General features: G+C 57.8%; 12 protein-coding genes, 1 tRNA gene and 2 pseudogenes. 8 read left to right on the top strand and 7 right to left on the bottom strand.

The features are described from left to right. The first annotated feature begins 49 nt into the window (after positions 1 to 49). On the top strand, positions 50 to 2,041 hold the full coding sequence (locus LRS53_RS02520) for a putative bifunctional diguanylate cyclase/phosphodiesterase (RefSeq protein WP_231354819.1): 1,992 nt from the start codon (positions 50 to 52) through the stop codon (positions 2,039 to 2,041). Positions 2,042 to 2,109: 68 nt separating this feature from the next. Here LRS53_RS02520 and LRS53_RS02515 read toward each other — a convergent pair whose 3' ends face one another. Together LRS53_RS02515 and LRS53_RS02510 are read right to left on the bottom strand one after the other, a co-directional pair. Further along, entirely contained in the window at positions 2,110 to 2,508 is a 399-nt protein-coding gene (locus LRS53_RS02515; protein WP_017642127.1) for a hypothetical protein, read from the bottom strand. A 246-nt stretch (positions 2,509 to 2,754) separates the two neighbouring features. Next, positions 2,755 to 3,117 (bottom strand): hypothetical protein, encoded by a 363-nt coding sequence (locus LRS53_RS02510; RefSeq protein ID WP_231354818.1) that lies wholly within the window; start codon positions 3,115 to 3,117, stop codon positions 2,755 to 2,757. Positions 3,118 to 3,470: 353 nt separating this feature from the next. On the opposite strand from LRS53_RS02510, the pseudogene LRS53_RS02505 reads away from it, so the two are divergent. Together LRS53_RS02505 and LRS53_RS02500 are read left to right on the top strand one after the other, a co-directional pair. Then, positions 3,471 to 3,627, top strand: a pseudogene (locus LRS53_RS02505) (DUF3275 family protein); the annotation flags it as partial. A gap of 45 nt (positions 3,628 to 3,672) precedes the next feature. Beyond that, positions 3,673 to 4,068: pseudogene (locus LRS53_RS02500) on the top strand (OB-fold nucleic acid binding domain-containing protein); the annotation flags it as partial. A gap of 81 nt (positions 4,069 to 4,149) precedes the next feature. On the opposite strand, the gene LRS53_RS02495 reads toward LRS53_RS02500, so the two are convergent. Next, complete coding sequence (locus LRS53_RS02495) at positions 4,150 to 4,311, bottom strand: hypothetical protein (protein ID WP_231354817.1); 162 nt, start codon at positions 4,309 to 4,311, stop codon at positions 4,150 to 4,152. A gap of 546 nt (positions 4,312 to 4,857) precedes the next feature. Here LRS53_RS02495 and LRS53_RS23765 point away from each other — a divergent pair. The 3 genes from LRS53_RS23765 (at position 4,858) to LRS53_RS02480 (ending at position 7,457) form a co-directional block, all read left to right on the top strand. Then, complete coding sequence (locus LRS53_RS23765; protein ID WP_442968471.1) at positions 4,858 to 5,082, top strand: OB-fold nucleic acid binding domain-containing protein; 225 nt, start codon at positions 4,858 to 4,860, stop codon at positions 5,080 to 5,082. 399 nt (positions 5,083 to 5,481) lie between these two features. Beyond that, a complete protein-coding gene (locus LRS53_RS02485) occupies positions 5,482 to 5,694 on the top strand; it encodes a hypothetical protein (protein ID WP_231354816.1) in 213 nt (70 codons plus the stop codon). A gap of 1,445 nt (positions 5,695 to 7,139) precedes the next feature. Further along, on the top strand, positions 7,140 to 7,457 hold the full coding sequence (locus tag LRS53_RS02480) for a hypothetical protein (protein ID WP_231354815.1): 318 nt from the start codon (positions 7,140 to 7,142) through the stop codon (positions 7,455 to 7,457). A gap of 305 nt (positions 7,458 to 7,762) precedes the next feature. Here LRS53_RS02480 and LRS53_RS02475 read toward each other — a convergent pair whose 3' ends face one another. Beyond that, the gene (locus LRS53_RS02475; protein ID WP_231354814.1) at positions 7,763 to 9,418 is read right to left on the bottom strand and encodes a methyl-accepting chemotaxis protein; all 1,656 of its coding nucleotides are present in this window, start codon (positions 9,416 to 9,418) and stop codon (positions 7,763 to 7,765) included. Positions 9,419 to 10,115: 697 nt separating this feature from the next. On the opposite strand from LRS53_RS02475, the gene LRS53_RS02470 reads away from it, so the two are divergent. Then, positions 10,116 to 12,263, top strand: a complete 2,148-nt coding sequence (locus LRS53_RS02470) for a diguanylate cyclase domain-containing protein (protein WP_231354813.1) — start codon at positions 10,116 to 10,118, stop codon at positions 12,261 to 12,263. A 119-nt stretch (positions 12,264 to 12,382) separates the two neighbouring features. After that, the gene (locus LRS53_RS23760) at positions 12,383 to 12,859 is read left to right on the top strand and encodes a hypothetical protein (RefSeq protein WP_442968470.1); all 477 of its coding nucleotides are present in this window, start codon (positions 12,383 to 12,385) and stop codon (positions 12,857 to 12,859) included. A gap of 467 nt (positions 12,860 to 13,326) precedes the next feature. Here LRS53_RS23760 and LRS53_RS02460 read toward each other — a convergent pair. The 3 genes from LRS53_RS02460 to queE form a co-directional block, all read right to left on the bottom strand. Then, positions 13,327 to 13,402: transfer RNA gene (locus LRS53_RS02460), tRNA-Lys, on the bottom strand. A gap of 59 nt (positions 13,403 to 13,461) precedes the next feature. After that, positions 13,462 to 14,136, bottom strand: coding sequence for a 7-cyano-7-deazaguanine synthase QueC (gene queC, locus LRS53_RS02455; protein WP_231354812.1), 675 nt, complete (start codon positions 14,134 to 14,136; stop codon positions 13,462 to 13,464). A gap of 2 nt (positions 14,137 to 14,138) precedes the next feature. Continuing rightward, complete coding sequence (gene queE / locus LRS53_RS02450) at positions 14,139 to 14,789, bottom strand: 7-carboxy-7-deazaguanine synthase QueE (RefSeq protein ID WP_231354811.1); 651 nt, start codon at positions 14,787 to 14,789, stop codon at positions 14,139 to 14,141. Positions 14,790 to 14,851: the final 62 nt, after the last annotated feature.

Genomic DNA, 14,851 nt, shown 5'->3' with positions numbered 1-14,851 from the left:
AACGTCAGCCTTCGGACCTTGCTATTCACCCTGTCAGCCCGGACCCCCTATGAAAACCTCTCCAGAGCTTGGTCGGCTTGTCGATCAGACGCTTGCCGTGCCCGTGGGGCCCTTTTCCTTCGCGCCGGTGCTGGAGCGCTTGTTTCATCAGGACATCCATGAACAGCGTAGCCGCCATCTCACGCGCTGCCTCCTCATCGGGACCCTGAGCTACAACAGCTTCCTGCTCTGGTGGTGGCTGCTGATGGAAGATGCCCTGCCGTGGGCAGCCGGCCAGATGCTGGGAATAGCCACCCCCTTCACACTGCTAGTCATCTGCCTGCTGCGGGTAGTCCCCGTTCGTTGGCGTGAAGCTCTGGCCTTGCTACCGTTCTACGTCGGTCTGCTGGTGGTCTACAACTTGGTGATCAATGGCCCGGCCGGCAAGGAAATGAACCAGACGCTGTTCATTTTCACCTGGCCGCTGATGCTCACCTTCGTCAACACCTGCATGAAGAGCGCTCTGCCGCCTGCCCTTGCGTTCAACGGCTTCGCGCTAACCGTCATCTGCATCGCCGTTCACGAAGCCCCCGTATCGGCCATCGTGGGCGGTTTGATGATCACCAATGCCGTCGTGATGGCGTTCTTTTCCCTCCTGGCCAGTTACTGGCTCAATGTCGAGGGTCGTCGCACCTATCTGTACAAGTTGCGCGAAGAAGTCCGTCTGGCGTCCTTGAATTCGGCCAACCAGGACCTGCAGATCCTCTCGGAAACGGATTCGCTCACCGGCCTCGCCAATCGCCGTCAGTTGCGTCCGCTGCTCGAAGCCTTCTGGCAATCGCGCCTGGCAGGTGAGCAAGGCGCCGTGCTCCTGATCGACGTGGATCATTTCAAGCGCTACAACGATCACTATGGCCACCTCGCCGGCGACGAATGCCTACGCACCGTGGCTACCACCCTGGCAGTCGGCCTGGGCGCTGGCGACCTGGTTGGCCGTTACGGGGGCGAAGAGTTTGTCGTCATCCTCAGGCACGTCGGTCCGGCTCAGGCACTCGCTGCCGCGGAAACCATCCTGCAACGCATTCGTGACCTGCAGATTCCGCATCAGGGGCGTCAAGACGACAAGACCTATGTCACCGTTAGCATAGGCATCGCGCGTAGCGGCATCGTCGGCTTGAGTACTGCGGACGATCTGCTGGATTGCGCGGATCGGGCCCTCTACCGCGCCAAACGCGATGGCCGTGATCGGGTGTTCGAAGGTGGTGTCGAGGCCGTCCTGGGTGCGCCTCTGGAGCATGCGGCATTGCTCACGCCTGACGATGTCCGCAAGGGACTCGCCAGTAATGAATTCCTGCTGCACTACCAACCCATCTATCGCGTTCAGCCGCAGCAGGTGATCGGCTACGAGGCGCTGCTGCGCTGGAACCACCCCACCCTCGGCATGGTATCGCCGGACATCTTCATTCCGCTGGCCGAACAGGGCAACTTCATCATCGCCCTGGGCGAATGGGTAGTGAAGGAGGCCTGCCTGGCAGCCAGCCATTGGCCGCCTCACCTGAGCGTCTCCATCAATCTTTCGCCGTTGCAGTTCGCCGACCCCATGCTGCACGAACGGGTATCCGCGGCGCTCAGGCTCTCCCGTCTCGCTCCCAGCCGGCTGGTCCTGGAAGTCACCGAAGGCGTGGAACTGGTCATAGATACCAAGACCCGTCAGTCCTTCGCCCTCCTCCAGTTGCTGGGCATCCGCATGGCCCTGGATGATTTCGGCAGTGGCTATGCTGGATTGGGCCCCATCCTGGAGCTGCCCTTTCAGCTGATCAAACTTGATCGCCGGATTCTGGCGATCAAGGATGAAGAACAGCGCGGCCAGGTCCTGACTTCCCTGCTGTTGCTCGGCGAGGCCATGAAACTGGAAGTGCTCTGCGAGGGCGTGGAAACTGCTGATCAGTTGGCGCAGCTGCGACACCTGGGCGTGCGGTTCGCCCAGGGATATCTGCTGGGCAGACCCGAAGCAGATCCGGATGGCCAGGAGCGGCAGCTTACGGCGTCTCTGGAAGCCTGACGCGCAAGAACCAGCCGCCTCCCTCGACTCGTTCCGAACGTCGACCACGACGCCCCGCCACCGGCTGCCTAGAAGATCGCCATTCCGTCCAGCACCGCCGTGTAGAGCGCGGTTCCGTAGGTCACCACACCGAGAGGCACCCCGACGGCAGCGCCCAGGATCAGTGTGCAAACCAGCAGCGCCAGCAATGGGATTCCGAACACTGGCTGCGCGAGGAAAGAGCCATGACTGCCCTGCTCCACCGTCTTCGCCTGGGGCGTACCGGTCGGGCTGTCGGCTGCGGAACGGGAGCGCTTGGAAGGGTCAGGTTGCTGCCGCCCAGGCCTGGCCTTGCCCTCCATCTCGATAAGGTCGGCGATATCGGCGAGCGTACCGTTGTTGCGGGTGATCTGCTCGTGAGCAGCGCGGAGCGAATCGGGCTTGGCGGTGCGGCCTGCGCCGCGGGGAGGTCTTCGTGAGGCAGTCATACGTACGAGAAAAGGCTGAGAAGGTACTAAGGATGACACAGGTCGATGTTAAGGTTATTAACCTTACCTGTCAGAGTGGCCAATTGCCACTACGTCTTTTTGTCGAAGCGGGACTTTGCTGGATACGCCATTCGCTCAATGCCAGCCGGACAGTCAGGCGCTCCTGCCTCCGTTGCCAATCCTCCGCAGGGTGTAAGGACCTACCATCTTGACTGAAGGCTGACCAAGGCGGCTTTACGAGAACCCTTAGCGCTTGGACCTGGGAGGCAGCCCCTGGTAACTCGCTCCGCTAGCCTCCTCATCAGCTGCGAGCTCCGCCATGGCCAGGCGCGTGGCTTCGATCAGATCTTCTTCGGAATAATCCGCGAATTCGTCCTCCAGCAGATCCAGCCGCTGCTCATGCTCATCGAGCGGATGCAAATCAAGGCCTTCGGCGAGACCCTCTTCAAGATGCCGAATCTGCGTATCCATAGCGCCTCCCTCATTCGCTCCGGCAAGGCAAATGGTCTTGTTCATGCACGCCTGGGGCAAGGAGTCGTGGGCAAGGCTCTGCTCATAAACAGGTACCGCTTCCCCACTGCCCTTGGCGTTGAGGGTCAGCGAAGCCATATCACGCACCAACTCAAGGGTGTCCACTTCACCGGTTCGGTAAAGCTTCAACAACCGGGCATCTGCGTGACGCCTTAGGTTCTGTACGAAAATCGCCGAGCGTAGGCATTTTTCGTACAAAACCTAGCGCTGCTTGAGATCCGGCTGCTGGACCACTTCATCGTGGTCAGGCCAAACCGCTATCGATTGCAGAAACGGACTGCGTCAACACTCCCGCCATCCCCACCGTTTGCTCCGGCGCCCCCGCCCCGCTCCTCCGGCTCCTCCATTACCACCGAAGCCTCCATTTACTCCAGGACCACCATTTCCACCTCTTCCGCCATTTTCCCAGGCCCTCCAGCCACTCCTGCCTGGACGCCGTGCTCGAGCAACAAGGCGAGGGCAAGTACCGCGGCGAGTTCGTCATTACCGAAATCCGTGCATCGTCCTACAGCTCAGGCGACCGCCTGGTCATTGAGATTCGCGCGCTTGGACAGCATGGTGCTTGGAGACCTCGATGCCTTGACGGCCTACGACAACGCTCATATCGACACGCAGGTGGGCCGCCATGGACATGACTACGCCTCACTGGGTACCACCTTGGGACCGCACCCGCTCACCCTGCTGCGGCCGGAGCTTACGGCCCGGCGGCTGATGAGCTCGAAGGACCTGAAGGATCGGCGCCATGGCCAACCGGTCCGGATCGCCGGCCTGGTCGTCGGTCGGCAGCAGCCGGGTACTGCCAGCGGCGTGACGTTCGTGACGCTGGAGGACGAGTATGGGATGGTGAACGTGGTGGTTTGGCGAACCCTGGCAGAGCGCCAGCTGCGAGAGCTGGTGGCGTCACAGCAAATGCGTGTGGATGGCACCATTGAGACGCGAGATGGCGTACTGCATGTCGTCGCAGGGCGCTTACAAGACATTAGCGAACTGCTCCAAGGGCTTGATACCCGTAGTCGGGATCTTCGATAAGTCGTATTAATTCAACGTTAGCGTTTTGCATTCTCGCCGCCAGCCTAGGCAACGAAGGGCAAGGCATTTCCTTCCCCTTCGTTACATCAAGCTAGGTTCGAGCGCCATCTGCTCCTGGAGCACCATCTGCACCAGGCGTGCCGTTCGCGCCAGGCGCCCCACCTTTTCCGCCAGCGCCTCCTTTTCCAGGTACAGCACCACTACCGCCGGCACCACCTGCTCCGCCAGAACCACCAGCTCCACCTTTCTTAACGTGTTTAACGTGGCTGCCCTTGCTATGCCCCCTATCTGACTTACCTGCAGAGCCGGAAATTTCAGGAGACGCAATCTGTGCAACGGTTGAATTATTTGCTAGCGCCTGGTGGGCGCTAGCAAACAAGATAAGAAAACATGCTGCCAGCATTGACCTCTTCATTTAAACCCCTTTTATACCTATAAAATTAAACATCAAATTTAGAGCACCCCACATTAGCGCGTAGATAGAAAAGAGTATTTTCAGAAGCACCTTAGCGCTTCCTTAAGAGAACTAAAACTTGGCTAGCCATTTGCAGTCGATCACATTTTCCAATCGAAATCCTTTTCCATGCAAGGTCTCTTGGGATGAATAACAACACAACATTGAAGGGCCTTTTCAACTGCTGCGAATACTCAAATCTCGGTGGCAATCCGTAGGTTGCCGCGACCGGAGCTTTCAGCGCGGCGGCTGATGAGATCGCGGGACGTGCAGGAGCACCGACCCGGATCGCTGGCTTGGTCGTTGATCGGCAGCGGCCGGGTATCGCAAGCGGCGTGACCTTCGTGACGCTGGAAGACGAGTATGGGATGGTCAAGGTAGTGGTGTGGGCGGCCTTCGCGGAGCCCCAGCGGCGGGAGTTAGTGGCGTCACAGCTGCTGCGAGTGGACGGGACCATGGAGACGTGCAATGGCGTACTAGCACGTCGTAGCCGGCCGACTTGGGGATACATCAGTGAATTATTGCAGGGCCTCGACACCCGGGGTCGAGATTTTCATTGAGTGCATCATCAAGTAGGCCTGCCTGCATTTGCAGATGACGCAAGCGACCACGAGCCGCAAGTGATGCTTCAAGATTCGCCGTCGACGTTATGAAAATCACCAACGTCGTTTTGGTCTCAAAAGCCCTAAAAAAGCCTTACCGCCTATCATTTTTATTGTAGCAACGCCTGACCATAAAAACGGCATCACCCCCTCGTCTTCACAAAATTATTACACTCTTTTCACGACTAATTGGTTTTCTCTCGGCGACCTCCAACAAAGTCGACTTAATGCATATTAACATCATCAACGTCAAGATCCACTGGGTGCCTTGTCTGTTCACCTCGTCGGCGACGAACAACATTAAAGAATCACCTTCCGAGACGACAATAGCTATCAAATATGTATGCAGAGTAACTTATGAACTTCAAATTAGTGCCTCCCGATGACACTGATCGCAATTACCTGCTGACTGTCCATAAAAATCTATGCGACGGAATTGATCAACTGCGAAATCCTGATGCAGTAACACCGGATTTAAAAGATATTTTTTCCCAATCCGAAATAACAACTTCTTTAAGTATTGAACCTGTAGAAGAAACAGCTGTAACGCTAGCTCTAGAAAAAAACTGATGACGACTTGCTATATCTTAACAAATCAAGCGCGACGTCAATCTTATGGCAAGACGACTTCTATCAATCTAGATTAAATCAAAAAGAAACAATATCAGTGAGGAAGCGACAAAGGGGACAGGGGATAAAAAATGAAAACTCATGCATCGAATAGACCCCGTCACCTCGATTCTTTTTTTGAAAAAATTAATCAGAAAGAGACTACCCTCTCAAAATTCGCGAGCGACGAAAATAAAATAAATAAACGCAAAAAACCTCATCGACATTAGAAAAACTGTTTATTAGACTCCAAAATACCGAAAGCTCGATAGCAATAAATAGCAAAAGGAACATTTTTACTGAACCGCCATAGTCAATAAAATAAACCTGAGACGTAGCCTATGAAAAGCTTTCAGACAACCACAATGCACACTCAGACGCTGACGCAATTGCTCAACCAAGAGTTTGAGGATTACCTAGTACTCGTTAGTCCTGCCTGTCCTGATGGGTCAATAATTGCGCGCTTTCAATGTCGACTCCACTCAAGAGTGATCACACTACCATTTGACATACATTCAATAAATGATAAAAGCTACATTAAAGATAGAATTGCTATCACAAGATCCCAGTTAAAGAGCTCTCATTGATCCCCTGACGCGAAGGACTATTGAACCAAGCCGAGCATGCCAAGGCGGAAACTGTAGGCCTCGCGGTACCCGGACGGCTAGCAACAGGCCGTCAGGTGACAGAGCGAACAACTCCAGCTTACGGCTCACTGCGCATCGGAGTACTGCGCCGCCCGGCCTTGGCCGGTGTCAGCCAGCCAGAAAGAGGGGCAGACAACTACAGATTCTGGCCAGAAGGACAGGCGTAGGAAATGAACTCGCCGCCCACCCATTCCTTGCCCATCTCGCCAGTGACTAGGGGGATGCCCAGCGTCTCGAAAACCGGTCGAGCACCGACGCATTCCTACACGTACAGACGGTGTACGCATAGCCCTTGGCGTCCGCGATTTCCGCCAGTTCGTTGATGGATACGAAGTGGTCCGACTGAAACGAGTAGTCGAGGCAGGACCAGCCTGGCCATCGATCTTTCTCGGCCAGGTGCCAGGAACGGCGAAACGCTTGAAGGCGGTTGCCAGAACAGCATCCCGCGCGGCGCTGTGCTTGAAGTCGAAGCAGCACAAAAGCGAACAATTCCTGTACCAGTGCGCCTTGATCTGGAAGCCTCCGCGCCAGTTGACCCAGCCTACCCGGCTGGTGATCTGCGGGCTCCATTTCGGAAGTTGTTCTGCTGCGGCTTTGAGCTGTTCAACCGGTACCATGTTCGGGTCTCCATTCAGCGATGGCCTACCCTCTCACCAACCTGGAGAACGCAAGGCCCGCCGTGGTCCGCCTGGTGCCATGCCGCTAGACTGGCCGGTGCTACAGATGCTTTGAAATGTGATGATGACCTGGACAGACGAGATGCTTACCTTGCTCGGGACCGAGAGCGATACGGCCCTGGGCGATCGGTGGGGTATGTCCCGCATAACGGTAACGCGCAGGCGACAAGCGCTGGCAATCGCCCCCTATGATTTGAAGCAAGCGGGATTCCAGGGCGAGACGCTGTTTCGGTGGACCACGGAGAATCCCGCTCTCCTTGGAAAGGAACCCGATGCCATCGTCGCCAGGCGGCTCGGCATCAGCCGGGGCGCAGTCTACAAGATGCGCCTGCGCCAGGGCCTGGCCCCGGCGAAGCGCGCGCCACGGGTGCAGACCTTACCTCCTGAGGCCGTGCCGTGACTGGGCAAGTTGCGCGACGCCGAGCTGGCTCACCGGTTTGGCATCCCAGATGACCTGATGGACCGCGAGCGAAAGCGGCGCAACATTCCAAAGCTGCAGGTTGAACAACCACTAAGCGAGGCGCTACTGGCTAAGTTGGGCACCGATAGGGACCAGGCGATTGGTCTCAAACACAGGGTGCACTACAGCAAGGTAAGAAAGCTGTGCCTGAAGCGCCAGATCCCCGCGTCCAGCCGCACTAGTGCTGCAAAGCCCGTTCCTGCCAGTGAGCCGCGCGAATCTAGTGCAAGTAGGGAGAGATGACATTAGGCTTGCTCTTCGAAACGAGCAAAACCGACCGGCACGCCACCAGCGGACGCGCGACGAGAGCTATCGAACAGCGCGGACTTTTGCTCAGCCAAGCTCCAACCCGACTGGTTAGCGTTGGGACGGGCGACCTGCTGTACCACCGGCGAGCCGCCAAGGGTGAAATACTCCATCAGTTGCTGAAGCTGCTCGGCTTGGCCACTCATCTCCTCCGCCGTGGCGGCCAACTCTTCGGATGCAGAGGCGTTTTGCTGGGTGATCTGGCTCAGTTGCAGCATGGCGCCGTTGATCTGCTCGACGCCAGCACTCTGCTCTTCCGAGGCGGCGGTGATCTCTTGCACCAGGTCGGAGGTCTTGTTGATGGATGGCACCATCTCGCCCAGCAGCGACCCGGCGCGCTCGGCCAGGGCCACGCTGCTCTTGGCCACGGTGCCGATCTCCTGAGCAGCGACCTGGCTGCGTTCGGCCAGCTTGCGTACCTCGGCGGCCACCACGGCGAAGCCCTTGCCGTGTTCACCGGCGCGGGCAGCCTCGATGGCCGCGTTGAGCGCCAGCAGGTTGGTCTGGTAGGCAATGTCGTCGATGATGCCGATCTTGTCGGCGATGGTCTTCATGGCCACCAACGTCTCGCGTACAGCCTGACCGCCCTCGTCCGCTTCCCGCGCGGCCTTGCCAGCCATGCCGTCGGTGACCTTGGCGTTCTCGGTGTTCTGGGCGATGGAGGCCGACATCTCTTCGATGCTGGCACTGGTTTCCTCGACGGATGCCGCCTGCTCGGTACTGGCCTGGCTCATGCTCTGGGCAGTGGCTGAAACCTCTTCGGAGGCGCTGGCCAAGCCATCGGCCGAGCTGCGCACGTCGCTGATGATCTGCGCCAGGGTGGTGGTCATGGCCCGTACGGACGCCAGCATGCTGGTGGTGTCACCCTCACGGGTCGCCACCTCGACACTCAGGTCGCCACGGGCCACGCGCTGCACCACCTCGGCGGCATAGGCCGGCTCGCCACCCAGCTGACGGATCAGGCTGCGGGTGATCAGGTAGCCGAGCAGGATGGAGACCAGCACCGCGAAGGCACCGATCCCCAGCATCAGGTTGCGGGCATTCACATAGGCGGCAGTAGCCGCATCGCCGGCTTCCTGCATGCGCTGGGCCTGCAGATCGTTGAGCGCGCCCAGGGCAGCGACCAGCTCGTTGTTATTGGGGGCGAAGACGTTCAGCAGGTAATCCCGGGCCTGACCGCGGTCACTGTCCAGAAGACGAAAGAATTCGCCGTATTTGTCCTGCAACCGCTGACGCGCATCAGCGGCAACGGCCAGCTTCTGCTTGCCGTCCTCGCTGGTGATCTTCTTTTGCAGGGCAGCGAGGATCTCGCTGTTGCCCGCGCGCACCTTGGCGATGTCTTCCTTGGTCTTGGCCACAGCACTCTGGTCGTCCAGCAGCAACAGGTTGCGCATGAGACGACCGCTGTCGAGTGTGTTGCGCACCAGGGTGTTGGCCTGCACCGTCATGGGGAAGCGGAACTGCGACATGTTGTCGGCCGAGTCCTTCATCGTCCCCATGTTCAGCAAGGCGACTCCCATGACCAAAAGCAGCATCAAGATGGCGGCCCCGAAACCGATCGCCAGCTTGGTCGAGACGCGAAGTTTGTTGAGCATGCTGAAAGCGCCTCCGGCGCTGGTTACGGCAAAATGGATAAGAGGACGGCCGGCACTCGTGGTAATCGGGGTCTAGGTATAGCGCAGGTCCGACAGGCAAGAACGAAAAGCGACTGGTCGCAGCAGCTCGATGAAACGGCTGAGGTCCTGAACCAAGCGCCGGTCATCGGTGTTGAAAAAGTCCCATCCGTGGGCGCGGTTGTTCGGCCTGACCGCCTATCTCTTTCGCGGTGGCAAGCTGCTCGGATGGCGAGGCGCTCTATTGGGAGCTCTGAGGAACCTGCAGCATGGCGCTATTGATCTGGGTGGATCTATCACTCTGTTCTTCGGACGTCGCTGCGATTTCTTGTACCGGATCAGGCGCGTTGCTGACGAACGGTACCCGTTCACCGAGCAATGGCCCGGCGCTCAGTCAAGGCCATGCAGGGCCAAAAACAGCGACGTATATCTCGGAAGGGATCGCGGCAACCCGGCATGTAAACCGGGAATAACTGCTACTCTGCTAGGGCATAAGCTCATTTCAGCCCGATATAGCCATTTGATATCACTATCAATTCCCGCGGTTTAAGCTGACAGTAGGCCTGCTTAGCCATCGAAGAAGAAAATGCTAAGTAATGGATAAAGCGCTGGAGATGGCGGCCGATAGCCTCCTCAGAATGCCGAGGAACAGAAGCATTTGGCCCCACTAGAGCGACCCATGATCCGTCTATTTTCCTTCCAAAGCCTGCGGGCAAAATTTGCAATCGTCGTCGCGCTTTCTGTCTTGGTGCTTACCGGTATCTTCGGTACCGTCATTGGCGCGTCTTCGATTTCCAGACTCAAAGAGCAGACTGGCAATCAGCTTGCAGAATACGCCGCTTCAATGATCGACCGCCTTGACCGGGATATGTATAGCCGCTCTAAGGAGCTTACCGTCCTCAGTGCCCTGGAGGCACTGCGTCAACCCGGAAGCGTAGGTGAGGCACGTAGGCTGCTCAACCACCTCACTGCCCAATTTCCCAGCTTCTCATGGATCGGGCTTACAGATACTGAAGGCAAGGTGGTCGCATCAACCGGGCGGTTGCTTGAGGGTATGAGCATTGCGCAGCGGCCAGTGTTTATAAACGGCCAAGACCGTACCTTTGTAGGCGACGTGCACGAAGCGGTCATGCTTGCGAAGCTTCTGCCTAACCCATCAGGGGAAGCCATGAAATTCGTTGATATCAGCATGCCGATACGGGACAACGCTGGAGCCTTCAAAGGCGTACTGGCCTCCCATCTGTCCTGGCAATGGGCCGCAGAGGTTGGACGGACCATTTTTGAACCGGCGGAGAAAAGCCTTCCCGGCCTGGAATATCTCGTCGTCAGTCAGGACGGCATGGTCCTATTGGGACCTAAGCATCTCATTGGCAAACCCATTGATCCCAGCATCGACTACAGAAGCGGAGCACGGTGGGCAGTCAGCCAATGGCAGGATCGCAAACTCTACGTAGTAGGACTTGCCGAGAGTGCTGGCCTTGATGGCTATCCCGGTCTGGGCTGGACCGTGGTGACTCGGCAGCCGGCAGACCTTGCCTTTGCAGAGGCTCGGGAAATCCGCTCTGAAATACTCCTATGGGGGAGCGTGCTGGCTATTGCATTTGCCGTTTTGGGATGGTTCGTGGCGGGAATTATTACCAGGCCTTTGAACCGGATAGCTGAGGCGGCTACACGCCTTTCCGAAGGCGCCAAGGTAGAAATTCCGCTGGTGAGGGGCAGCCTGGAAGTCGAAAAGCTGAGCATGGTCATTCGCCACTTGGTGGAGAGCCTAACGTCACTGCATCACGAGCTAGAAGATCGAGTTCAGGCGCGCACCCAGCAATTATCCGATACTAATCTGGTGTTATATAACGCCATCCAACGGCAGAAGCTTATTGAGCAGACAGTTCGTGATCGTGAAGCCGAACTGACGATGGTCATTGAAAACGCTAACGACGCCTATATTAATCTCGACGACACAGGCGCGGTAACTGCTTGGAATAAGACGGCGGAAGAAACATTTGGCTGGTCAGCACACGAGGCGATTGGTGTCCCGCTGGATCAGCTAATTATACCGACAGCAATGCGTGAGGCGCACCGCCGCGGGATGGCGCGTTTTCTAACTACTGGCGAGGCAAAAGTACTCAACCAGCGACTGGAACTACCAGCACTGCGCAAAGATGGTACGTCGCTTTTGGTAGAGGTTAGACTTCGAGCACTGAAAATTGGCACACGCACTCAGTTCAGTGCCTTCCTACACGATATTTCAGACCGTAAAGCTAGGGAGGCTCAGCGAGAACAAGAGGCGAGGCAAGATCCACTTACTGGGTTGCTCAATCGTCGTGCTCTCGCAGAGTTACTTCCGTTGGCACTTGCACGTGCTGATCGCAACAAAACTCCATTAGCGCTCGTGTTCATCGATCTAGATGGCTTTAAAGCTATTAACGACACGTTTGGCCATGAGGCCGGCGATGAACTACTTCGCGTCGTGGCCGGTCGTCTACGAGACACTAGCCGCGCCAGTGATATGGTTGCCCGTTTAGCTGGCGATGAGTTTACCGTTGCGTTAGAAAGTGTACAAAATGGCCTCTCTGACGCAAGAATGGTTGCATCTAAAATGCTAGCAAGCATCGTACAACCAGTTGAACTCCCTTGCGGCTCCGTACACGTACAGGCATCGATGGGTATAGCGGTATACACGCCCGGTTCGCTTACAAGCGCCCCTGAGTTAATCCGCGAAGCTGATGTCTTTATGTACGAAGCAAAACGAGCGGGGAAGGGTATGATTTTCCCAAAACTTCCAAACAACGTTGATCCAGAGAACTTCGACACAAGCGCTGAACCCTAGCTTGGCAGGTCATCTAGCCTTTAATACAAGGCAATTTTGGCAGTCAAAACGCCTTGCAAGAGTCTGAGGAGCGCTCTTGCGAGCATGCGCTATATCCCATTCATAATCGGGCCATATCAATGGCGGCAACAAAATCAGTCCGAGCCGCCCAAGCCGCCCAAGCTGATCGAGACCCTCCTCCCTTCACCGTTGTCGGCATCGAGTACCGCAGCGGCAAGCTCTTGCTCTCCGTCGCCCCACCCGGCAGCATCCAGCTCAGCGAGCTCTACCTGGTACGCCCAGGCGACAACGTCGGCGGGACCCGCTGGCGACTGGCCAATCTCAACGACCGCCAGGCGCAGTTCAGCGTCGACGGCGTCACCCGCAGAGGCAACCCATGCCCACAGTCCCCTCTCCCGGCAAGCCTTGCGGTCGCCCTCATCCTGATCTCACTGGCCGCACTGGCACTCACCGCTGACCAGGCCGCGCCCCAAGTCTTCTCAGGCGAAACAGGTAGTGCTGAACGTCAAAGCGCGGTACAGGGTAACGACAGCGCTGTCGCCCCGGAATGGGGCCTCAGCAGCCAGGAATTCCAGCGCTATCACCCCCCTTGCTGAACCACTCCAGCATCGCTACCACCATGGAATGCATCAAGACGGATCCGCACCAGATGCGTCATGTTCTGGAGGAACGTGCCGACAAGACTCCGAGGAACCTGATAGCCCGTATTGATCACAGCCCCCGCCTACAACAGGAGAGTCGACCAGAGGCGTTGAAGCAATTCCCTCCTTTGCCCTCGCAGCAACCGGCGAGCCTCCCCGACCTTGCGCACCAGCAGCCTTCGGTCAACTCGCAGAATGGATTAGCAATGGGGCGCGACCGCTCACATCGGCAGTGAGGCATGGATAACTGCGCAGCAAAGATGAAGGCAAGATTGCGCCCAGGCCAGACGGTGCCGGGCTCAGGGCACCAGCTGATTCAGTTTGAAATCATCAAACCGCGAGGCTAGATTCCGCCACAGACGGCTGCTTGTCTGAGCTGAGGAAACGCAGAAACCCTCCTTGCGGAGGGTTTCTGGTGAAGATGGTGGGTCGTGTGGGATTCGAACCTACGACCAATTGGTTAAAAGCCAACTGCTCTACCGACTGAGCTAACGACCCGTTAGTGGCCGCCATTCTAGCGATTTTCTCAGGAGAATCAACACCCTAGATGAAATTTTTTACCGGTAGCGGGTGGGGTCGGAAATCTTGGCCGCCTTGAAGCCTTCGGCGCGCAGACGGCAGCTGTCGCAGCGGCCGCAGGCTTCGCCTTCGCCGTTGGCCTGATAGCAGGACACGGTCAGACCGTAGTCCACGCCCAGCCGGGTACCGGTCTCGACGATCTGCGCCTTGGACAGGTACTGCAGCGGGGCTTCGATCCTGAAGGTATCCCCTTCCACACCCGCCTTGGTGGCGAGATTGGCCAGGCGCTCGAAGGCCTCGACGAACTCCGGCCGGCAATCCGGATAGCCGGAGTAATCCACCGCGTTCACCCCGATGAAGAGATGGCGAGCGCCGATCACCTCGGCCCAACCCAGGGCTAGCGACAGGAACACGGTGTTGCGCGCCGGCACATAGGTAACGGGGATGCCCTCGCCCGGCGTCTCCGGCACGGCGATGTCCGGGTCGGTGAGGGCCGAGCCGCCGATGCCGTTGAGATCCAGGCCAATCACCTTATGCTCGACGACACCCAGCTGACGCGCTACGCGCTCGGCGGCCTGCAGCTCGGCGCGATGGCGCTGGCCGTAGTCGAAACTCATGGTGTAGCAGGCGAAGCCCTGGGCCTTGGCCATGGCAACGATGGTGGCGGAATCCAGGCCGCCGGAAAGAAGGATGACCGCTTTAGGCTGACTCATGCTCAATGTCCCGGCTCGTCGTTCCAGAGAATCTTGTGCAGCTGCAACTGGAAACGCACCGGCAGACTGTCGGCCACGATCCATTCCGCCAGCTCACGCGGCACCACCTGGCCATGGCTGGGCGAGAACCACACCTCCCCTGCCCGCTGATCCAGGCGATATTCGATCAGCTTGGAAACCGCCCAGTCGTAGTCTTCACGCGAGCAGATGACGAACTTGACCTGATCGTTCGGTGTGAGATGAGCGATGTTGGCGTAGAGGTTGCGCCCCATTTCCCCGGATCCCGGGGTCTTGAGGTCGACGACCTTGCTGACGCGCACGTCCACGCCACTGACATCCAGAGCACCGCTGGTTTCCAGGGATACCTCGTAGCCAGCATCACACAGCTGCTCGAGCAGCTTGAGGCAATTGGGCTGCGCCAGCGGCTCGCCACCGGTCACACAGACATGGCGTGGCCGGTAGCTGGCAACCTGCTCCAGGATGGCATCGAGATGATGGATCTCACCACCGGTGAAGGCATAGGCCGTATCGCAATACTGGCAGCGCAGGGGGCAGCCGGTGAGCCGGACGAAGACGGTGGGAAGACCGACGGTGCGGGCCTCACCCTGGAGCGAATAGAAGATTTCGGTAAGACGTAGGGTATCTTTTTGCATGGAAGCCACGGGCGTGACGGCTAAACAGGCCATCCGCCTCCGTTGCGGGAGATAGAAGAAAA

The sequence above is a fragment of the Pseudomonas sp. PLB05 genome, from assembly GCF_021106615.1.
Taxonomy (GTDB): domain Bacteria; phylum Pseudomonadota; class Gammaproteobacteria; order Pseudomonadales; family Pseudomonadaceae; genus Chryseomonas; species Chryseomonas benzopyrenica.
This window is presented reverse-complemented; position numbering and strand designations above follow the sequence as displayed.